A 22,155-nucleotide genomic window follows, 5' to 3' on the forward strand; every position below is an offset into this window, starting at 1 on the left:
GACCCACAATTCGATAGGAAACGGAGCCACGTGCATGGACAGTTCCAACCTGCTTATTTTTATTATTTGCGCCTTTGCCCTTGGGGTCGTACTTATTCTTACCAGAAATAACATCCCTCCTAAGCTGAGACGCAGTTTTGCAATCACCGCCCTCGTTATGGTAGTACTCGCGTTTGGTTTATTGGTATACAGCTTTTACAGTATGGGCCAGTGAAGTTAATAACGGGTGAAGACCAAGGGCATAATAGGACAATGTCTCTATAAAAAGCGAAAGTTCAAAAAATCACTCCGATGGATTGAACTTCCTCTTTATTTTAAGGGAGGTTTCCTATTTAATATGCGCAAGCCCCGTCTGCTTCCCCTTCTTCTGACTGTATCACTCATGGCTGCCGCCCTGCCGGGTGCAGCGGCCGGCGATCAAGCCGAAGACAATTCGATTTACCCAAATCAAAGGAGGATTCCGATGAGCACATTACCGAAACGTTCCGAAGTAGAAGTAGATAACACCTGGAAACTGGACGATATGTTCCGTGACCAGAAAGCCTGGGACGAGGCTCTCGACAGCCTGAAGCAGCTTAAGATAAAGGCTGCCGACTATGAAGGAAAGCTGGATAGCCCGCAAAATGTTAAAGCCGTTTTTGCTCTGGAGGACGAAATTTCGTTAAATCTGGAGCGACTCTATGTGTATGCCCATTTAAATCATGACCAGGACACCACTAACCCTACATATCAGGCGCTTTCCCAAAAAGCAAAAAAACTGAACGTGGAAATCGGCGAAGCGCTCTCCTTTATTACGCCGGAGATCCTATCCCTGCCGGAAAGTCAACTCGACGAATTAATCGAGAATCCGGAATTGGCCGATTACAAGTTTACCCTGCAGGAAATCAAACGGGAAAAAGCGCATATCCTGAGCAAAACCGAAGAGGCCTTGCTTGCCCAAGTCGGCAATCTGTCGCAGGCGCCGCAAAATATATTCGGCATGATCAACAATGCGGATATCAAGTTCCCTAAAATCAAGGACGAGAACGGGAACGAAGTGGAATTGACTCACGGCAGCTACATTCAATTTCTGGAAAATCCGAACCGCGACGTACGCCGCCGCGCTTTTAAAGCCGTTTATGAAACGTACGGCAAACAAAAAAACACGATTGCGGCGACACTAAGCGCTAATGTCAACAAAAACATGTTTTATTCCAAAGTACGCAAATACCCATCGGTGCTGGAAATGTCACTGTACGGCGACAATATTCCGAAGGAAGTTTACACCAACCTGATCGACACGGTTCATGAGAGCCTTCCGCTTCTGCACCGCTATATGAAACTCCGCAAAAAATTGCTCGGCGTCGACGAGCTTCACATGTACGATCTGTTCGCCCCGCTCGTGGAAGAGTACAAATGGGACATTACTTACGAAGAAGCAAAAAAAATGGTGGAAGACGGTCTGCAACCGCTTGGCGAAAACTATCTCAGCGTGCTGAAGGACGGTTTCGACAACCGTTGGATCGACGTGTACGAGAACGAAGGCAAACGGACCGGCGCTTACAGCTGGGGCGCATATGGAACGCATCCGTACGTACTGTTGAACCACAAGGACAATTTGAACAGCATGTTTACGCTGGCTCATGAAATGGGTCATGCGCTGCATTCTTATTTTTCAGATGAAGCCTTGAAATATCGTGACGCTCAATATACGATCTTCCTGGCCGAAGTCGCCTCCACGACGAATGAAGCGCTGCTGATGGATTACTTGCTGAAACATTCGACCGATCCGAAGCAAAAAATGTACCTGCTGACTTACTATGCCGACCAATTCCGGACTACCTTGTTCCGCCAGACGATGTTCGCCGAGTTCGAGAAGATCATTCACGAGCGAGCCGAAGCCGGCGAATCGCTGACTCCGCAAGAGTTGTCTTCCATCTACTACGATCTCAACCTGAAATATCACGGCAAAGAGATGGCGGTGGATCAGGATATCGAAATGGAATGGGCACGTATTCCCCATTTTTACACGAGCTTTTACGTATACAAATACGCTACCGGTTTCTCGGCGGCTACAAGCTTCTCCAAGCAGATTCTCGAGGAAGGACAACCGGCGGTCGACCGTTATCTGGGTTTCCTGAAGAGCGGCGGCAGCGACTATTCGATCAACATCCTGCGCAAAGCCGGCGTGGATATGTCAACGCCTCAACCGGTCCGCGAAGCGATGAGCGTATTTGAAAGCATCATTGAACAAATGGAGAATTTGACAAAATAAGTGCACGCTTTGCCAGTGAATCCCTTGCTCCTTTCGGGCAAGGGATTTTATACTGTCATAAGAAGGAGGTGTTTCCTCATGAAAATCCAATGGTCTTTAATTCTCGCCTTAATTTTTGCGCTGATCACTGCCGTATTTGCCGTAATCAATGTCGATCCCGTTCAGGTTAACCTGCTGTTCGGTTCGGTCAGCCTCCCGCTGATTTTGCTTATTCTCGGCTCCACGCTTCTCGGCGGCATTATCGTCGGCTCATTCGGCATCTACCGCGGATACCGTCTGCAAAGAGAAGTGAAAACCCTGAACGCGAAGCTCGTACATATCCAAGAGGCAACAGGCTATGTTTTTCCGGAATCCAAAGCGGACGCTGCCGAGCCTGCTGAAGATATCCTTCCCACCCAAGAATAAACACATCATCAGATCATTTAGGAGGCTTATCCATGACCATTCAACCGAATGAATCTTATATTCTGGAATTACTGAAAAAACTGCTCGATACCCCGAGCCCCAGCGGGTTCACCCGGGAAATCATGAACATGATCCGCACCGAAGCGGAAGCGCTCGGTATCGGCTTCTCCCAAAATGAAAAAGGCGGAGCGCTGCTGACGCTAAAAGGCAGCGATTCCTCGCGGAAGATCGCGATCAGCGCGCACGTGGACACGCTTGGAGCCATGGTCCGCGCGATCAACGCAAACGGAACGCTGGCGATCACGTCCGTCGGCGGGTTTATGATGAACAGTATCGAAAACGAATACTGCCAAATTCACACCCGCGAAGGCAAGGTTTATACGGGCACGATTCTGTCCTCTCATCCCTCCGTCCACGTCTACAGCGATGCCCGTGACTTTAAACGCGATGAAAAGAACATGGAGATCCGGATCGACGAACTCGTCGAAAACAAGGACGATGTTCTGAAGCTCGGCATCTCGGTCGGGGACTTCATTTCTTTTGACGCCCGGGCGGTGATTACGCCGAGCGGGTACGTGAAGTCCCGTCACCTGGACGATAAGGCCAGCGTCGCCGCGCTTTTCGGCCTCTTGGAATCCAGCAAGCGCGAAGGCTGGACGCCCCGGCATGATCTGGTCTTCCTCATTTCCAATTATGAGGAAGTCGGTCACGGCGCGTCCTGGATTCCGGACGGCGTGAACGAAATGATCGCCGTGGACATGGGCGCCATGGGCGATAACCTGAGCTGCAAGGAGACCGACGTCTCCATTTGCGCCAAAGACTCCACCGGTCCGTACGATTACGATATGACCGGCAAATTGATCGAGCTTGCGAAGCAGCTCGAAATTCCTTATGCGGTAGATATTTATCCGCATTACGGCTCGGACGCTTCCGCCGCGCTGCACGGCGGACATAACATCCGTGCCGCCCTAATCGGCCCGGGCGTGCATGCCTCGCATGCAATGGAAAGAACGCACACGCAAGCGATTATCAACACGACCAAGCTGCTTGTCGCTTATGTTACCGCCTAGAGCATCTAAGGCGGATCGGTCCAAGCTTCAAAGCCGCTGGATTATGGCGGTCGCAGCGTCGGCGCTGATCGCTCTATGCGTGATTGGCATGCTGTCCTGGGGAAGCATTTACTTGCTTCCTCACCCCTATACGTACTCGAAGACCGTGGCCGCTAGCGGTATTGAACTCCACGCGTTGACCGTGAAGCCGGAGCATATCGAACTTCGGGCCGCGGACCGGCCGCTTCGCGATTACCGCGTATACGGCATTAACGGCGGTTTCTTCTACCAGGACAGCGTATTGTCCATCGCGGTCAACGGAGATGTACCGGTCAAAGGTCAGGCAGGGGGATATGGCTCAGGCTGGTTCAACGCCAAATATCCACGCGGCACGCTGGTCTGGGACGAAGCCGCGAGCCGGTTTTCCGTGCAGGTCGCTTCCTCCGCTGCAGAATTGGACGTGCAAGACCGCAGCCGTTACTTCGCCCAGGGCGGCATCAGTATGAACCTGTGCGACGAAGCGGGCTGGGAAGAAGCCATGCTTCTTGAGCATCTGCCTTACCCGGAAGAGAAGCGTCTACGCTCCGGCCTCGTCTATGACGACACGGGCTTGCTGTGGCTGATCGTTACGCCGACCCGCTGTACGGCGGCCGAATTCCGTACCGCTATTCTGGAGAGGATTGCACCAGACTCCGCCAAGGAAGGAATTTTTCTGGACGGGGACGGCTCCTCGCAATTAAAATCCGCCGAAACTTCGCTGTATGGCGATTCCCGGGATCTCCGGCAGATCATCGCAATTCACTGAATCTTAGGATAAACCTGTTAAAACCGCTCGCATTTCGGGGCGGTTTTTTTGTCCCGCGTGCCCGTCCCCTGTTATAAATTACACAGCGCCGGAATCGAGGCCTTTGGTAAAGTTTGTATATAAAACTTTACGATAAAACTTCTCCGGACAAGTGAAAGGCGGTGCAAGCAGATGGAGGATCTACATGGTCAAGATGTCGTGGAAGAGATTTGCGAAACGACCTTAACCATTGCTTATCATTTGGGTAGATTGTTTTTTACCGATGGCGATTCGATATTACCGAGCAAATTTTTTATTCTTCTGGCAGTTTCCCGGAACGGCCCGTGCATGATTTCGCAAATTGCCGAGCAGGTCGGACTATCGTCCAGCGCCAATACGATCGCGGTCAACAAACTTGTTAAGGAAGGCTTGCTGAAAAGGGTGAAAGACAAGAACGACAAACGGATCTGCTGGATTCAAATCACCCCCGCCGGCCAATCGGTCCTTGATGAAATGATCGGCAAACGGAATCGCGTATTTCAAAGTATTCTTGAAGACTTCTCCGAAGCGCATTTATCGATTTTTCTGCGTTCGCTGGAATCCATTCAGGATAAATTTGCTCTGGAATCGCACTCAACGCCGGCTACAAATGCCATCTTTATACGGGAATAGGTGAACTCTATGCTATTGCAAATCGGACTGGATATTGGATCGACAACCGCAAAAATCATCGTCATGCATCAGTCGGAAATTGTGCATCAACATTATATCCGTCATTATTCGGATATAAAATCGGCGGTTCTCTCCCTCCTGGAACAGGTCATGGAGAAATACCCCGATGCGGAAGCGACCATCTGCATGAGCGGATCTTCCGGGCTCTCCTTGTCGGAGCTCGCCGATATTCCGTTTCTGCAGGAAGTGGTCGCCTGCACGAAAGCGGTCAAACAAGTCGTTCCGGAAAGTGATACTGCCATCGAACTGGGCGGCGAGGACGCCAAGATCATCTATTTCCGCGGCGGAATCGAGCAAAGAATGAACAACGCTTGCGCCGGAGGAACGGGAGCGTTCATCGATCAGATGGCTGCCTTGCTGGAAACTGATCCCGCCGGGCTGAATGAACTGGCGAGCCGACATGAGACGATCTATCCCATCGCCTCCCGCTGTGGAGTGTTCGCCAAAACCGATGTTCAGCCCCTGCTGAACGAAGGAGCCCGGCGGGAGGACATCGCGGCCTCCATCTTCCAAAGCATCGTCAACCAGACGATCAGCGGGCTGGCCTGCGGCCGCCCGATTCGCGGCAAGGTTGCCTTCCTGGGAGGGCCGCTGACGTTCCTGCCCGTCTTGCGGGAACGTTTTGCCGTAACCCTCGGCTTGAAAGAGGATGAAATCCTCTTCCCCGAGCGCAGCCAATACTTTGTCGCCCTTGGCTCGTGCCTGCACGGCTCGGGCGGCGAGTCCCTGCCGCTGGCAAGCTGGCGGCAAAGATTACGGGACGTCGACTTTGCCGCAGCCTCGCAGGGCAAGGACCCGCTGCTTCCGCCTCTGTTCAAGGATAAGCGGGACCTCGAGAATTTCCAGCAGCGCCATAACGCCGCTTCGGCCGCGCGAATGGATCTGGCCGGATACAGCGGTCCCTGCTTCCTTGGCATCGACGCCGGTTCCACGACGACTAAGCTCGTTCTGACCGGCAGCGAGGATCAAATCCTGCATACCTTCTATGCCGGGAATAAGGGCAACCCGCTGGCTTCTGTCCGCGAGGCGTTGAAAGAGGTTTACTCTCTTCTACCGAAGGGTTGTTTCATCGCCCATACTTACGTCACCGGTTACGGCGAAGGCCTGGTCAAGGCCGCATTCCGGGTGGACGGCGGCGAAGTGGAAACCGTCGCCCATTATAAAGCGGCTTCCTCCTTTTTGCCGGATGTCGATTTTATTCTCGACATCGGCGGTCAGGATATGAAGTGCATCAAAATCCGCGGCGGAGCCATCGACTCTTTGATGCTGAACGAAGCCTGCTCGGCCGGCTGCGGTTCGTTTCTGGAGAGCTTTGCCGGTACTCTCGGACTAAGCATTACGGACTTCGCTTCCAAGGCGATGCAATCGAAAGCCCCCGTAGACCTTGGTTCACGCTGTACAGTGTTTATGAACTCCAAGGTGAAGCAGGTACAGAAAGAAGGCGCGACGTTAGCCGATCTGTCCGCGGGGCTCGCCTATTCCGTGGTCAAAAACGCGCTGCAAAAAGTAATCAAAATCCGCAATCCCGAAGAGATGGGTCAGAAGATTATCGTCCAAGGCGGCACCTTCCTGAACGATGCCGTGCTGCGGGCGTTCGAGCAACTGACCGGCCGGGAGGTCGTTCGGCCGGACATCGCGGGAATTATGGGCGCCTATGGCTGCGCTCTGATCGCAAGAGCCAACTATTCCGGTTCGGGGGTTAGCACGATTCTCCCGCACGAAGAACTGGATGCCTTTACCTATGAGGTATCTCATGCCAGATGCTATCTCTGCAGCAATACCTGTGCCATGACCGTAAGCCGCTTTCCCGATAAAAGCTTCCATGTGACCGGCAACCGCTGCGAACGCGGGGCTACCCAGAAAAAAGAAAAAAACGGGCTACCGAATTTGACGGCCTACAAATATGAGCGGATGTTCAACTATCCGTCATTGGAGCCGGCTCAGGCCAGCCGGGGAACGGTCGGCATTCCGCGGGTGCTCAATCTGTTCGAAAATTATCCGTTCTGGCACACTTTCTTTACCCAACTCGGCTACCGGGTCGTATTATCGCCGAAATCATCCAAGAAGCTGTACGAGAGCGGCATGGAGACGATCCCCTCGGAATCGGTCTGCTACCCCGCCAAGCTGGCGCACGGCCATATTCAAAGTCTGATCCGGAGCGGGGTGGACTTTATCTTCTACCCGGCCGTCGTGTACGAAAAGAAAGAGGATGAAGCCGCCGACAATCATTTCAATTGTCCGGTAGTCGCTTCTTATCCGGAAGTCATCCGCACGAACGTGGACGCATTAAAAGAAGGCGGCGTTCCGCTCGTCAGCCCGTTCCTTAATTTCGACTCGGAGCCGGTGCTGCGTAAACGCCTGCTCGAGACGTTTCCTGATATCCCGAAGGAAGAACTTGGGGCTGCATTCGAAGCGGCCTGGGACGAGGCGGAAATGGCCAAGGAGGATGTCCGCAATAAAGGCGAGGAAACGCTCGCCTTCATGAAGAACACGGGAACGAAAGGACTCGTTCTTTGCGGACATCCGTATCATACCGACCCGGAAATCAATCACGGCATTTCCGAGTTGATCACCGGCATGGGCCTGGCCGTGCTGACCGAGGACTCCATTTGCCATCTCGGCACGGTGAAGCATCCGCTGCCGATCGTCAACCAGTGGACCTACCATGGCCGCATGTATCGGGCCGCTTACTACGTTACGGAGCGTGAAGATCTCGAGCTGGTGCAGCTTACTTCGTTCGGCTGCGGCATTGATGCGATTACCGCCGATGCGATTCAGGAAATTCTCGAACGGGAAAGCAAAACGTTTACGCTGATCAAAGTCGACGAAATCAGCAATCTCGGCGCAGCGCGCATTCGTCTGCGCTCCCTGCTGGCCGCGATGAAGGAGCGCGAAGCGGCGATGATGTCGCCGGGCGGCGGCCTTGCCCCTTCCAAGCCGGCCGCATTCACCAAGAAGATGAAAGAAGGATATACGATTCTTGCCCCGCAGGTATCGCCGATCCATTTCGAGCTGTTCGAAACGGTGTTCCGCGAAGCGGGATACCGGCTCAAGGTACTGAAAGCGGCCAGCAAGGAGACGACCGAAGAAGGGCTCAAATTCGTCAACAACGACGCCTGCTATCCGGCCATCGTAACGATCGGGCAAATCGTCGCGGCGCTGAAAAGCGGGGAATACGACCCGGACCGAACCGCGGTCATTTTGACGCAGACGGGCGGCGGATGCCGGGCGACCAACTATATCGGCCTGCTGCGCAAGGCGCTAAAGGAAGCCAAGATGGAGCAAATTCCGGTCATTTCGCTAAACGTCACCGGGCTGGAGAACCAACCGGGGTTCAAGTTGAACCTGAAGATCATCAACCGGCTGATCGCTGCCTCCTGTTGCGGCGATTTGCTAATGCGGCTCCTGTACCGCTTCCGTCCTTATGAGCTTCATCCAGGCGCGACCGAGCTTCTGTTCCGCAAATGGATGAGTATCTCACGGCACTCGCTGCAAAATTTCTCTTTTTCACAATATAAAGACAATATTCGGACGATGGTCGCCGAATTCGAGGCTCTGCCGCTAACCGGGGAGATCAAGCCGCGGGTAGGCATTGTCGGGGAGATTCTGATCAAATTCCACCCCGATGCCAACAACAAACTTGTCGAGGTCATCGAGGCCGAGGGCGGAGAAGCGGTTGTTCCCGATTTTCTCGATTTCATGTTCTACTGTCTATACAATCCGATCTACAAAGCCGATCAGCTTGGCAAAAGCAAAATGTTCGGGTTCGTGAATCCAATGGTGATCAGCTATTTGGAAATGTACCGCAAACCGGTGAAAAAAGCGCTGGAACACAGCCGTTTCCTCACCGCGCCAGAAAGCATTTACAGCCTCGCCGACAAAGCGAGCCGCCTGGTCTCCGTCGGCAACCAGATGGGAGAGGGCTGGTTCCTCACCGCAGAGATGATGGAACTGCTCGATCACGGGGTGAACAATATCGTCTGCATTCAGCCGTTCGCCTGCCTGCCAAATCATATAACAGGCAGGGGTATGGTCAAAGGCTTGAAGGAATTGTATCCGGACGCCAACATCGCGGCGATCGACTATGACGCCGGAGCCAGCGAGGTCAACCAGATCAACCGGATCAAGCTGATGATGTCCATTGCTAGCGGGGTGCTTTGCTAGATAAACCTGTCAAAAACAAAAATCCGTCCGGTGTATCCGGACGGATTTTGCTTTGTTGCTATCCAGGTATATTTCCATGCAGATTCACGGTTTCATCGATAGTTGCCATAAAGGCGTTCCTTTTTCGTTATTACCCGTTCCGCTGGCTTTCGATCTTCTCCGCCAGTTCGTTCAGATACGCCCAGCGCTCCATTAGTTGCTCCAGCTCCGCTTCACTCTTCTGTTGCTCCTGCATCAGCTCCTGGAGCTTGACGGCGTCGCTAGCGGCCGATGCCATTCCTTCGGTAATTGCAACCAAGCGTTGCTCAGCGGCTTCCACCCGCTCGTCGATCGTCTCATATTCACGCTGCTCATTATAGCTGAATTTGAGTTTTTCCCCACGCGCGGGATCCTTGCTTCCTCCGGCAACGGATGCAGGCGCTGTACCGGCGCTTCCGCTTGTGCCTTCCGTGCCCTTGGCTCCGCGCGAACCGCCGGAAACGCCGGTTGACTGAGCGGAGAGTGCAGGGTTCCTGCCCGCGGCTTGAAGGCGCTCCTCATAATCGCTATAATCGCCGACATGCACGGACACCACGCCGCCGCCTTCAAACGCCATAATCTTGTCCACGGTGCGGTCAAGGAAATAACGGTCATGCGAGACGACGAATACGGCGCCCGGAAACTCGTCCAAATAGGACTCCAACACCGTCAGCGTTTGAATATCCAGATCGTTCGTAGGTTCGTCCAGGAGAAGCACGTTTGGGGCGCCCATAAGCACGCGGAGCAGATATAGCCGCCGCTTCTCCCCGCCCGACAGCTTCGCGATCGGCGTCCACTGCATTGCAGGCGGGAAGAGAAACCGCTCCAGCATCTGCGCCGCCGTAATCCGCGATCCGTCCGCGGTCTCGACGACTTCGGCTTCCTCTTTGATATATTCGATCACCCGCTGTTTGCCGTCCATTTCCTGATGCTCCTGGGTGAAATACCCCAGCTTGACCGTTTGGCCGAGCTCGATTTCACCATTTTCAGGCGCAATCACTCCGGCAATCATATTGAGCAGTGTGGACTTGCCGCTGCCGTTCGGGCCGACGATGCCGACGCGGTCGCCTGGCACGGCCGTATAAGTTAAATCTCCGATCAGCAACCGGTCCCCTGCGGATTTGCGCAGCCCGGATATCTCCAGAATTTTGCGCCCCAGCCGGGTCGAAGCCACGGAGATATCGAGCGAATCGCTCTTGAAATCCGTTTTCATGTTTTGCAGTTTTTCAAACCGTTCAATCCGGGCTTTTTGCTTGGTGGAACGCGCTTGAGCCCCGCGCCGGATCCAGGCCAGCTCATTGCGCAGCAGGTTCTGCCGCTTCTGTTCCGAGGCTGCTTCCCGCTCCTCGCGCTCGCTTTTCAGCTCCAGAAACCGGCTGTAATTCGCTTCATAACGGAAAAGGCGACCATGATCCAGCTCCAGCATGACATTGCAGACACGGTCCAGGAAGTACCGGTCATGCGTAATGAGCAGTAGCGCGCCTCGGCGCTTCTGCAAATACGATTCGAGCCAGGCCACGGAATCGTTGTCGATATGGTTGGTAGGCTCGTCCATGATCAGCAGTTCCGATGGAACGATCAGAGCGGACGCCAAGGCGACCCGCTTCCGTTGCCCACCGGACAATTCGCCCATTTTCCGGCCGAAATCGTTAATCCCCAGTCTGGACAAAACGCTCTTGGCGTCGCTCTCCAGGCTCCAAGCCTGAAGCCGGTCCATTTCCTGGCCCAGCTTCGTCACTTTGGCCTGCAAAGCCGTGTCGGACGGCAGCAATTCCAATTCCTCCATGGCTTCCATGTAGGAGGAGACGACCTCCAGTTCGGGGCCTCCATTTTGAAATACGCCGCGCAGTACCGAAATATGGGGGTCGAACTCCGGATTTTGCGCCAAAAAAGTAACCCGGGTATCCCGGTTCACCGATACCTTGCCTTCATCCGCGGAATCCAGTCCGGCGATAACGCGAAGAAACGTTGATTTTCCCGTCCCGTTGACCCCGATCACACCGATCTTATCGTGCTCATCCATGCCGAACGAAACATCCTGAAACAGGATTTTTTCGCCATAGGTTTTCGTTACATGTTCCACCGTCAATATATTCATCAAAGTCTACCTACTTTCTAGAGCCATCTAAGCTTCAAGCAATCCTCTAAATCAGCAGCATGGCAAGTCCCCAGGCTATGAACCCCGCTGCCAGGGAGCTGAGCAAATTCACCGCATCGTTGTTCATCCAGCGGAATCCACGCGCAGGCAGCGTGCTGACCCCGCAGTGAACTTCCACCTCTACGCTTTTGCCGCATACCGGGCAGCGGTTCATCCGCTGTAGCGTCGCGCCAAGGAGAGAATCGGCAAACGCGCCGGCAAAGCCGGACAAACCGCCAACGATAAGCCATTGCCAAAATGTCAAAGTGGATTTGGCCGCCGATCCCGCTGCTTCGCTTTCTCCTCCCGTCCAGCCTAGCAGCACCCAGGCAGCTCCGCCGATCATCATTGCCCCAATCAGCGCCGCAAAGCTGCCGAGCAGCGAAACGCCGCCGGACGTACCGGCGGGAAGCGGCTTCCAGGTCAGCACCGAGCGCGGCGGTTTACGACTGAGCCCGCCCCATTCGGTGGCCCATGTATCGGCCGTTACGGCTCCCATCACGCCCACGAAAACATAAGCCCAGAGCGGATCGGGCCAAATCGCGTTTCCGATACAGGCGACCATGCCAAGCCCGCCATTCGCCAGCACTTGACCTGCGTCCCTACGGCCGGTTTTGGCATAGGACTTCTCCAGTTCCCGTTTCCGGTCCCCGCGGAATTTGGAAAACAACGTGGAAGTAATGAAGAATAGCAGCAATATGCCAAACCAGAAAAGATTGCCCGCTCCATAATATACGGTCCCCATCACGGCCGCAGCGATCATGCCCGAAGGCGACAAAGACCGCTTCCAATAAGCAGCCGCGGAGACCAAAAGGGCGCAGAGCGCCCCGATGATCCAATCACTCATTGTTTTGCCTTAGGACCCGACACAATTTCAAAGCTGCCCAGTTCATTGGAACCGTAAGCGATCTGCAGCCGATCTCCCTGATAGACAGGCCCTACTCCTTCCGGAGTTCCCGTAAATATAAGGTCCCCTTCATCCAGTCCGTATCTGTCGGCAAGGTATTCCACAATTTGCTGCAATGAAAAAATCATATTGCCGATGTTACCCCGTTGCACGAGCTCTCCGTTTTTCCGTAGCGTAAACTCTTCCTCCGCAGTTTCGGCGGCTCCAGGAAAAGCGATGTAAGGCGTAATCGGAGCAGAATTTTTGAAGCCTTTGGCCGGCGTCCACGGCTGTCCCTTTTTCTTCAATTCGTTCTGGACATCGCGCAATGTAAAATCGATCCCGAACGCCATGACGTCTACCAGCTCGTCCACAGTCATGCCGGGTTCGTAGCGTCTGCCGATGCGCAGCACCAGTTCGGTCTCGTAATGGATTTCACCGCGGTTCTCCGGGAGACTCAGCCCCGAACCATCCATCGGAACAACGGCATGGGACGGCTTCAAAAAAATCATCGGCTCGGAAGGCACCTCATTGCCCAATTCCTCGGCGTGGAGCCGGTAATTGCGGCCCACGCAATATACGTTGGAGATCAATTTATTCATTCTTTACGCCTCCTGGGTTCAATAGTTCAGTTAAACGATAGATGGATCAGTTCGGTTCTCTTATCGCTTTGCGCCAAATATCGGGCCGGTTCGTACAAAGGAGAATGTCACCGTGCATGGCGGCCACCCGCCGCATCCGGCGGACGTCATCCAGCGTCCAGGCCATGACTTCAATGCCGCGTCTTGCCGCTTTTCCTGCCAACTCCGCAGATAAATGCCTGTAGTTAATCGAGAGAAAGGAGCATTGCAGCAATTGCAGCCGGAGCAGAAGATCTTTAGGCTTGCCTTCAATAATCAATCCTGTCCGGATTCCCCGGCCGATTTCCTTGATTTTGGCCAACACCCGGGGTTCGAAGGAAGTAAGCACGACATCCTGCTCCATCCTGTGTTTCTTCACGGCGGAGATGATCTTTTCTTCAATACCGGGGTACAAATCCCCCTGGGTTTTGACTTCAATATTGGCCTTTAAACGTCCCTTGATTTTATCCAGAAATTCATCCAGGCAGATCAGCCGTTCCCCGGCATACTCCTTCGATTTCCAACTGCCGGCATCCAGACTACTAAGTTCTCCCCATGTCTTTTCCTTTACGGGTCCCCGTCCGTTCGTCGTCCGGTTTAAATTAAAGTCATGGATCAACAGGGGCACTCCGTCTTTGGAAAGCTGGACGTCAACTTCAATCCAATGAACATAGGGCTGCTCCATCGCGAGTGTGACTGCGGACATTGTATTTTCAGGAGCGATTCCGGAAAATCCCCGATGGGCTACACATAGATTGGACATATTCCAAGCTCCCTCCCTGCTGCAAAATCAAATCAGGTATTGCCCGCCATGTCAGACGATTCGGTCGATTCCACAGTCCCGCTGCTCTTCACCGCTACGGCTTTGACTTTACCGGACGCTTCAATCGTAATTCCCGGCGAGAAGCCTTCTACCTCTTTCAGCAGTTTGGCTCCTTCCTCGTCGGTCATCGGAACCGGCTGGCCCAGCTCCGTTCTGTAAGGAATCAGCTTCATATCGCAATCGCCTTTTCGCGTGCACTCCGCGGCAAAGACGGCTGTCTCCCATGTTTTCGGATCCTTCGATTTCGTAAAAATAAAATTGCCCGTGCTGTACGCGATCCATTTCCCTTTATATTCCTCGAGCCCCTGCAGTACATGCGGATGCCCGCCTACCACCAGATCCGCGCCGGCGTCAATGAAAGCATGAGCCAGCTCTGTCTGGTGCTTTTCGAGCTTTGTTGCCCGCTCCTTGCCCCAATGAACCATTACCAGCACCAGATCGGCATTTTTCCGGGCGTTTTGTATGGACTTCAGCGCCTGTTTCGGATCATAGGCCGCTGCGACTCCCGGATTTTTACCCGCTGTCCAGTGAGACTCGGGAATGACCCGGGTAAAACCGCACAAAGCGATCTTGATCCCTTTCCGCTCGATATATACGGGAGCGTAAGCATCGGTACTATTCTTTCCGGCACCGACATAGTGGAGCTTGCTCTTTTTCAAATGCTGAATCGTGTCCAGCAAACCTTCAACGCCTTGATCAAGCGTATGGTTATTCGCCAGATTAACCGCATCGATCCCTGCTTTGGCAAGTTCGGGTAATGCTTTGGGAGAAGATTTAAACACGAACGTCTTATTTTCTGCCGCCGTGCCTCCCTCCGTTACCGGCGTTTCCAAGTTCACGATGCTGAGATCATCGTTCTGGAACAAATCTTTCACATACCGGTACGGATAATCATAACCTTCCTTTTCAAGCTTCTCGGCCACTTTACTGGAAAAAATCGTATCCCCCGCAAAATGAATCAGAAGCCGGTCTGCAGAGTCGGTTTCCTCCACAGGATCCTTCTCCGGTACCTGTTGGTCATTTCCGCCGGTCAAATCGCCTTCCGGATCGCTCTCGGAAGAGTTGCCGGAATCCGCAGGCTTTTGTACTACAGGATCTCCGTCAGGCTTTTGATTCCCGGAGGCCGGATCTTGTTGGTTCCCGGAGCCGACACGATCGCTTTCTTCTTCATGAATTTCTGACGAAAGATTCCCGTTTTCCGAATCGGCACTGCCCTTCATCGTACGATCAGCCAAAAAAATATAAGCTCCCACGACAACGATGATTAAAATCAGGGATACGTTCAATCCAAGCCAAAAGCGGCTCTGCCGCCGCTGTTTTTCCTGTTTCTTGTTTTTGTGTTTCTCCGAACGTGGTGGATACATGTTTGACTCCTTTTTCCTCATACTCGACTTACTCTTGAACATGATTGATTTTATTATATCAGGTAACCCGAAATAAATAGAACCCCTCGCCTATTTTAAGCGAAGGGTACCTTTTGTCCTAGTCTATATAGCCCGAATGAGCTCATGCGAAACCGGGGTAAACGTAATAGTTTTATTCTTTCTCCTCGGCCTGGAAAATCAAATCGCTGAGCGCCTCCATATAAAGCGGGTCGGTATTCAGCGAATCGATCCGCTCAAGCCGCATATCCAGTTCTTTCGCGATCGCCTTGGCTTCGATATCGAGATCGTACAGCACTTCCAGGTGGTCCGACACAAATCCGACCGGAGCAACCAGCACATCTTCCACCTGCTCCTGACTCAAGCTGCGCAGCGTATCCAAAATGTCGGGGCCCAGCCACGGCTCGGCCGTCCGGCCCGCGCTCTGCCAGGTAAATTGCCAAGAGGTGACGCCTGTCGCTTCGGCAACCGCCCGGGAGGTCTCCATCAATTGATCCTGGTAAGGATCCCCCATTTCCAAAATCTTTTGCGGCAGGCTATGCGCGCTGAACAGAACTCTCACTTTGCTCCGCTCGGCACCCGCTTCCTCGAACAGGTCCAGTTTCTTCGACACTCTTGCGGCCAAAGCCCCAATCAGTTTCGGATGCAGATGATAGCTGCGGATGAATTTCATGGCGATGCCGGCTTCCGCCGCTTTCGCCTCCGCACGCTTGATATAACCGCCGATACTCATCACGGAGTAATGCGGGGCAAGTACAATTCCAACCGCCTTAGTGATGCCATCTCCTGCCATCGCCTCTACGCCGTCTTCAATAAACGGGCTCGCATGTTTTAATCCCTGGTAACATACGAACTCCTTGTCACCATAAGGATTCAACCGGTTCAACGTATCCTGCAGTGCAGCCACCTGATTATCGGTGTTGGCGCGCAGCGGAAATACGCCGCCGACGATCGCCTCATAGCGGTCTTTCAATTCTTTCAGTTGCTCCGCGGTAGGCGGATGACCCCGGCGGATATGCGTATAATAGGTTTCGACCTGATCCAAACTTTGCGGTGTGCCGTAGGACATCACCAAAACGCCGATTTTCGTTTTCATCCTGTTTTCACCTCAACAAGTTCATGTCATAAGTTCAGTTGATAATGACTCCGCTCCCGAATCGCTTTCTCCGAATATTCGTGTGCGAAATGGGTCAACTCCTCCAGCTTCTCGATCGAAGCTTCGGGAAACAATCCGTGGCCGAGATTAAATATGTATCCTGGCTCTTCCACACCCTGATCAATCAATTCCTTGGCATATTGTTTAATGATGTCCATAGGAGCGGTTAAAATATACGGATCTAGGTTGCCCTGAACGGCAAACTTTCCGCCGGTGCGGCGACGTCCCTCCGCAATGGATACGCGCCAGTCAAGGCCGATCACATCGGCCTTAAGCTCCGTCAGTGTCGGCAACAGTTCCCCCGAGCTCACGCCGGGAAAATAAATTTTCGGTACATCCAAATCGTCAAGTTCGGCAAAGATACGGGTAATCGTAGGCAAAACAAAGCGCTCGAAATCTTTAGGCGCTAACGCACCGACCCAGCTGTCGAACAGTTGGAATGCTTTTCCCCCGCTATTCACATGGGCGCGCAAATAGGTGATCACCATGTCGCCGAGTTTGCCCATGAGCTTGTCCCACAATTCCGGCTCTCCGTACATCAGGCTCTTCGTGCGGATATAGCTTTTCGAAGGCCGGCCTTCGATCAGATAACTCGCGATCGTAAACGGCGCGCCGGCAAAAGTGATCAGCGGCACGTCCAGTTCCCGGTCCAAAATAGCGATCGTTTCCAGGATATGCGATAAATCCTTCTCGACGTCGATCGGCTTCAGCCGCTCGATGTCTTCCCTGGATCGGATCGGATTATCGATGACGGGTCCGATATTTTTCACGATATCAAAGTCGATGCCTAATGAAGCAACGGGATTCATTATATCCGAATATAAAATAGCCGCATCCACGCCCAGTTTGCGCACCGGCATCAGCGTAATTTCCGCAGCCAGCTCAGGCTGCCGACAAATTTCGAGTAAACTGTATTTTTCTTTGATTTTCCGGTAATCCGGATCATATCTGCCAGCCTGACGCATGTACCATACAGGGAGACGATCGACTTCCTGTCTGCGGCAAGCCCGGATAAAGCGGTCGTTAAATGCCACGAACCCAGCCTCCAATCATAAATCTTTAATATATATTATGCCTTTTTTAAAAGTAAGTAACAACTGTCACACCGACTTGTCCGATGACAATCATATGACATTCCTCTGCCGGAGCGCCTGACAAATTGTGCTATACTGTAAAGACTTTGTTTTCCAACCAGATGACCTGAAAGGAAGTGAAAGCACATTGCAGACCTGGAAAGTCAATGTCATTGTGCTTTGGTTCGGACAGTTTCTGGTCAATGCCGGAATGACGATGATTACGCCATTTTTGTCGCTGTATCTGGCCAGAAACCTGCATGTGCAAGGCGAGCATGCCATCGGCATTTGGGCGGGGCTGATCTTCGCCGCCAATTTCGCCACATCCTTTATATTTCAGCCGCTGTGGGGCAAGCTTGCCGACAAATACGGCCGCAAAATCATGCTCCTGCGTTCGGGCTTCGGCATGGCCATTGTCATTACTCTCATGGGCTTTGCCACCCAGCCATGGCATTTGCTGGCCCTGCGCCTGCTGAACGGCACGATCTCCGGCTTTAATCCGGCCGCCGTCGCCCTGGTCTCCGGCACAGCTCCGAAGGAGCGGATGGGCTTTGCGATGGGCACCATCCAGTCGGGGACCGTGGCCGGTACCATCCTTGGACCGCTGATCGGCGGCCTGATGGCGGAATATGTCGGTTTTCGCCCTATTTTTTATATCACGGGCGCCCTGCTGTTTGTCGCCTCCATGCTCGCCTTACTGTTTGTTCGCGAGAAATTCGACCGGGAAGAAGCGGCCCACACGCCGCAAATCTCCGTATTGCAAGGATTCGTCGAGCTGAACAAAACGCCTCAACTGACCGCCTTGTTCGCGGTAACGTTCCTGCTTCAATTCGCCATGCTTAGCCCGATGTCCTTGCTCCCTCTCTATGTCGAGAAGCTGCACGGCGTTGCTACGGACGTCCCCTTTTGGGCCGGGTTCGTTACAGCCGTCACCGGCATTTCAAACATGGTCACCTCCCCTGTACTGGGACGGTTCAGCGATAAAGTCGGAGCGCACCGAATTTTAACGTTCTCATTGATTGGCGCCGCCGCTACCCTAATTCCGCAAGCATTCGTACAATCGGTGTGGCAGCTCATCCTCGTCCGTTTCCTGATGGGGATCTTCATGGGCGGACTCCTGCCGAGCGTGAACGCGCTGATCCGGTTCTACACCCCGGACGGCATGGAAAGCCGGGCCTTCGGTTTCAACAGCAGCACGCTTGCGCTCGGCAACATGCTCGGTTCCCTGGTCGGCGGGTTCCTCTCCGGCTTCATCGGAATCGAGGGCATCTTCATCATCTCCGGCATCCTGCTGTTCTTCAACACCGCCTGGGTAAGATGGAAACTCTACGCCAAGCCGAAAATGACCTCGTTCAGGTAAACTAACTTCTTCTTCGCAAACAAACCCGTCCGGTTGTTCCGGGCGGGTTTGTTTTGGTTAATTATGCACAGCTCCCGCCCGGCGCTCGGTCTTACCCTACATGACGGCGGCCGATCACATGCGGTCTTTCCATCAAACAATCGGATGAACGCTGGAGTGCAGAGGTTAAAATGGCGCACAAGTTACGAAGCTATGTGGTTGCTAATTGCTAAACTCGATGCGAATGATGGTTATAGGGCTTGTGGTTAGTTGTAGGGCTTGTGGTTAAAGGTTGATATAGAACGGGCGAGTGTGGTTTGTGAAGGTACAATGTTAGTCTATGGCTGTTTGCGGATACTCGGTTACTTATTTTCCGGTAGCGGTTTACCCACAAATGTATCACGAAACTCTAAAGTTACTTTATAAACAGGGTGCCATGTATCTGCCATAGCGTTCAATCTTAGTCGTACATCAAAACTAATATTCAACTGTAAGAAATCCAGTTAATTTCGCCCGCGCGCGGCAGGCTGCACCAAGGTCAGCTATAGCCGCCTGCTCTGGATCGAATTAACTGGATAATATACAGTTAATTCCGGACTTTGGCGCCGGTTTGGAGAAATAACTGGATAACATGCAGTTATTTTCTTCATTTCTGCGCCTCCGCTTGCAAAATGGCCCAATTAGCTGGAGGTTTTCCAGTTAATTCGGCCATTTTGCTCTTTCGAGCGAAATTAACTGTAGGAAATCCAGTTAATTTCTTCCGCGCGTTGCAGGCGGCGCCTTGGTCAGCTATAGCCGCCTGCTCTGGATCGAATTAACTGGATAAATACAGTTAATTCCGGACTTTGGCGCCGGTTTGGAGAAATAACTGGATAACATGCAGTTATTTTCTTCATTTCTGCGCCTCCGCTTGCAAAATGGCCCAATTAGCTGGAGGTTTTCCAGTTAATTCGGCCATTTTGCTCTTTCGAGCGAAATTAACTGTAGGAAATCCAGTTAATTTCGTCCGCGCGTTGCAGGCGGCGCCTTGGTCAGCTATAGCCGCCTGACCTGGATTGAATTAACTGGATAATATACAGTTAATTCCAGACTTTGGCGCCGGTTTGTAGAAATAACTGGATAACATGCAGTTATTTTCTTCATTTCTGCGCCCCCGCTTGCAAAATGGCCCAATTAGCTGGAGGTTTTCCAGTTAATTCGGCCAGTTTGCTCTTTCGAGCGAAATTAACTGTAAGAAATCCAGTTAATTTCGTCCGCGCGTTGCAGGCGGCGCCTTGGTCAGATTGAAGCAGCCGCTTACCCGGCTACTTCACGACCGCCAGCGCCAAGCCATCATAGGCTGGCAACATGCTGCTGATCAGCCGCTCATCGGTGGCGATCATTTCATTGAATTTCCGCATCGCAAGGACGGAAGGGCCGTTCTTGTCCGGATTCAGCGTTCGGCCGCGCAGCAAAGTATTGTCCCCGGCGATAATCGCGCCGGGCTTGGCAAGCCGGATCGCGTATTCCAGGTATACGGGATAGTTTTCTTTGTCGGCATCGATCAAGAAAAAGTCAAACTGTTCGCCCCGGCTCTCCAACTGCTTCAAGCTATCCAGCGCCGGGCCTACCATGTATTCGGTTACTCCGCCAAAGCCTGCGAGTTCCAGATTCCGACGAGCCAAAGCGGCATTTTCCTCTTTTAGCTCCAAGGAAATCAGACGGCCGCCTTCCTTCATCCCGCGCGCCAGGCAAACGCCGCTATAGCCGCCGAGAGCCCCGATTTCAAGAATGGAGCTGGCCCCGGAAACAGTCGCAAGCATCGTCAACAGCCTGCCGTAGCCCGGTGCGATCGACACGTCGTTCATACCGCTCTCTTTTATAGATAGGGTTACATTACTCAGGATTTCATCTTCCATATAGATAGCTTCACTATATTCTTCAGGGGTCATTGTCCCGCACACTCCTCTAGTTATCGTACCGGTCAAAATCATTCAAACCTTCAACGGGGAACTTGAGCCATTGAACCGAAGTCCTCGATATCCCCGTTTCAATTTCCCGTTTGTATCTTATTTAACATTGGCCTATACTGAATTGTATGGTTTTTACATACGAACCACAAGTATTTCACGGAGTTGATAGAATAGCATGTCAGAACAAACAAAACAATTGGAACTCATCGCTACCGCGCCGATGGGACTCGAGGCCGTCGTAGCCCGCGAGCTTAAAGATTTGGGCTACCAGGATACCTTGGTCGAAAACGGCCGGGTTACGTTCAAAGGAGACTTGTCCGATATTTGCCGGTGCAATTTGTGGCTGCGGACCTCCGACCGGATTCTGATCAAGATGGGCGAGTTTACCGCGCTCACCTTCGATGAACTGTTTGAAGGAACGAAGGCCTTGCCTTGGCAGGACTGGATTCCTGTCCATGGCGAGTTTCCCGTGGAGGGGCGGTCGCATAAATCGCAACTCAGCAGCGTTCCCGCCTGTCAAGGGATCGTCAAAAAAGCGGTCGTCGAGAAATTAAAGGAAAGTTACCACAACGAGTGGTTCGATGAAAACGGACCGCGTTACGTTATCGAAATCAACCTGCTGAACGACAAGGCGCTCTTGACGCTGGACACCACCGGCCCGGCGCTGCACAAGCGCGGCTATCGTAAAATCGCGACCGAAGCGCCGCTGAAGGAAACGATGGCCGCGGCCATGATTTTGCTCAGCCGCTGGAACCAGAACCCGTCGCGGCCGTTCTACGATCCGTGCTGCGGGTCGGGCACGCTGCCGATCGAGGCGGCGATGATCGCTTGGAACATCGCTCCGGGGCTGCGGCGGACGTTCAATTCGGAAGCCTGGCCGGTACTGCCGGAATCGATGTGGCAGGAAGCCCGCGATGAGGCGATCGATGCCGTAAAGGACGATATTCCGCTGAATATTGCCGGCAGCGACATCGACGCGCAGGCGATCGAAGTCGCCGAAGCAGCGGCCAAAGCCGCGGGTCTCTCCAAGGAAATCACCTTCCGCCAACTGCCGGCCGTCAAAATTCAGCCGGAAGGCGATTACGGCTGCATGATTACGAACCCGCCGTACGGCGAACGAATCGGCGAGGAAAAAGAGGTGCGCCGGCTGATTTCCCAGCTTGGCCGCGTTACCGCCGAGCTGCCGACCTGGTCGTTTTTCGCGCTGACACCGACAAAGCAGTTCGAGCACGATTTTCAGCGCAAGGCGGATAAACGCCGGAAGCTATTCAACGGCCGTATCGAATGTCAATATTTGCAGTTTCTCGGACCCCTTCCCCCGCGGCATTAATGCCCGGGAGGAGGGTTTCTCCGTTTTGGAATGGAAAGGAGGTAAGCCCAG

Annotated in this window: 16 protein-coding genes; 8 read left to right on the plus strand and 8 right to left on the minus strand. The window is 53.2% G+C overall.

Annotated features, from left to right (window positions below; translation table 11 throughout):
• Positions 1 to 463: 463 nt before the first annotated feature.
• The 6 genes from pepF to ACLB09_RS10150 all read left to right on the plus strand — a co-directional run bounded on the left by pepF (position 464) and on the right by ACLB09_RS10150 (position 9,388).
• Positions 464 to 2,254: an oligoendopeptidase F gene (gene pepF, locus ACLB09_RS10125; protein WP_410769691.1), complete on the plus strand. Its 1,791-nt coding sequence runs from the start codon at positions 464 to 466 to the stop codon at positions 2,252 to 2,254.
• 78 nt (positions 2,255 to 2,332) lie between these two features.
• Positions 2,333 to 2,659 carry a LapA family protein gene (locus ACLB09_RS10130; RefSeq protein ID WP_410769692.1) on the plus strand — a complete coding sequence of 109 codons (327 nt, stop codon included), beginning with the start codon at positions 2,333 to 2,335 and terminating at the stop codon, positions 2,657 to 2,659.
• A gap of 32 nt (positions 2,660 to 2,691) precedes the next feature.
• The gene (locus ACLB09_RS10135; RefSeq protein ID WP_410769693.1) at positions 2,692 to 3,729 is read left to right on the plus strand and encodes a M42 family metallopeptidase; all 1,038 of its coding nucleotides are present in this window, start codon (positions 2,692 to 2,694) and stop codon (positions 3,727 to 3,729) included.
• Entirely contained in the window at positions 3,716 to 4,513 is a 798-nt protein-coding gene (locus tag ACLB09_RS10140) for a hypothetical protein (protein ID WP_410769694.1), read from the plus strand. The genes ACLB09_RS10135 and ACLB09_RS10140 overlap by 14 nt, the downstream gene beginning before the upstream one ends.
• 171 nt (positions 4,514 to 4,684) lie before the next feature.
• Complete coding sequence (locus ACLB09_RS10145; protein WP_410769695.1) at positions 4,685 to 5,164, plus strand: MarR family winged helix-turn-helix transcriptional regulator; 480 nt, start codon at positions 4,685 to 4,687, stop codon at positions 5,162 to 5,164.
• 9 nt (positions 5,165 to 5,173) lie between these two features.
• Positions 5,174 to 9,388, plus strand: coding sequence for an acyl-CoA dehydratase activase-related protein (locus ACLB09_RS10150; RefSeq protein ID WP_410769696.1), 4,215 nt, complete (start codon positions 5,174 to 5,176; stop codon positions 9,386 to 9,388).
• A 130-nt stretch (positions 9,389 to 9,518) separates the two neighbouring features.
• Here the strand turns inward: ACLB09_RS10150 and ACLB09_RS10155 are convergent, their stop codons facing one another.
• The 7 genes from ACLB09_RS10155 to hemE all read right to left on the minus strand — a co-directional run bounded on the left by ACLB09_RS10155 (position 9,519) and on the right by hemE (position 17,444).
• The gene (locus ACLB09_RS10155) at positions 9,519 to 11,504 is read right to left on the minus strand and encodes an ABC-F family ATP-binding cassette domain-containing protein (RefSeq protein WP_410769697.1); all 1,986 of its coding nucleotides are present in this window, start codon (positions 11,502 to 11,504) and stop codon (positions 9,519 to 9,521) included.
• Between the two features lie 46 nt (positions 11,505 to 11,550).
• A complete protein-coding gene (locus ACLB09_RS10160) occupies positions 11,551 to 12,390 on the minus strand; it encodes a DUF92 domain-containing protein (protein WP_410769698.1) in 840 nt (279 codons plus the stop codon).
• Complete coding sequence (locus tag ACLB09_RS10165) at positions 12,387 to 13,031, minus strand: fumarylacetoacetate hydrolase family protein (protein ID WP_410769699.1); 645 nt, start codon at positions 13,029 to 13,031, stop codon at positions 12,387 to 12,389. The genes ACLB09_RS10160 and ACLB09_RS10165 overlap by 4 nt, the downstream gene beginning before the upstream one ends.
• A 46-nt stretch (positions 13,032 to 13,077) precedes the next feature.
• A complete protein-coding gene (locus ACLB09_RS10170; protein ID WP_410769700.1) occupies positions 13,078 to 13,812 on the minus strand; it encodes a glycerophosphodiester phosphodiesterase in 735 nt (244 codons plus the stop codon).
• Between the two features lie 32 nt (positions 13,813 to 13,844).
• A complete protein-coding gene (locus ACLB09_RS10175) occupies positions 13,845 to 15,236 on the minus strand; it encodes a CapA family protein (protein WP_410769701.1) in 1,392 nt (463 codons plus the stop codon).
• Positions 15,237 to 15,408: 172 nt separating this feature from the next.
• Positions 15,409 to 16,350: a ferrochelatase gene (gene hemH / locus ACLB09_RS10180; RefSeq protein WP_410769702.1), complete on the minus strand. Its 942-nt coding sequence runs from the start codon at positions 16,348 to 16,350 to the stop codon at positions 15,409 to 15,411.
• 26 nt (positions 16,351 to 16,376) lie between these two features.
• The gene (hemE, locus tag ACLB09_RS10185; protein ID WP_410769703.1) at positions 16,377 to 17,444 is read right to left on the minus strand and encodes a uroporphyrinogen decarboxylase; all 1,068 of its coding nucleotides are present in this window, start codon (positions 17,442 to 17,444) and stop codon (positions 16,377 to 16,379) included.
• A 187-nt stretch (positions 17,445 to 17,631) separates the two neighbouring features.
• Here hemE and ACLB09_RS10190 point away from each other — a divergent pair, with 187 nt between their 5' ends.
• Positions 17,632 to 18,843, plus strand: coding sequence for an MFS transporter (locus tag ACLB09_RS10190; RefSeq protein ID WP_410769704.1), 1,212 nt, complete (start codon positions 17,632 to 17,634; stop codon positions 18,841 to 18,843).
• Between the two features lie 1,283 nt (positions 18,844 to 20,126).
• Here ACLB09_RS10190 and ACLB09_RS10195 read toward each other — a convergent pair.
• On the minus strand, positions 20,127 to 20,753 hold the full coding sequence (locus tag ACLB09_RS10195) for an O-methyltransferase (protein WP_410769705.1): 627 nt from the start codon (positions 20,751 to 20,753) through the stop codon (positions 20,127 to 20,129).
• Between the two features lie 196 nt (positions 20,754 to 20,949).
• Here ACLB09_RS10195 and ACLB09_RS10200 point away from each other — a divergent pair, with 196 nt between their 5' ends.
• Positions 20,950 to 22,104, plus strand: coding sequence for a THUMP domain-containing class I SAM-dependent RNA methyltransferase (locus ACLB09_RS10200; RefSeq protein WP_410769706.1), 1,155 nt, complete (start codon positions 20,950 to 20,952; stop codon positions 22,102 to 22,104).
• Positions 22,105 to 22,155: the final 51 nt, after the last annotated feature.

The sequence above is a fragment of the Fontibacillus forbon genome (genome assembly GCF_046559655.1).
Lineage (GTDB): Bacteria > Bacillota > Bacilli > Paenibacillales > Paenibacillaceae > Fontibacillus.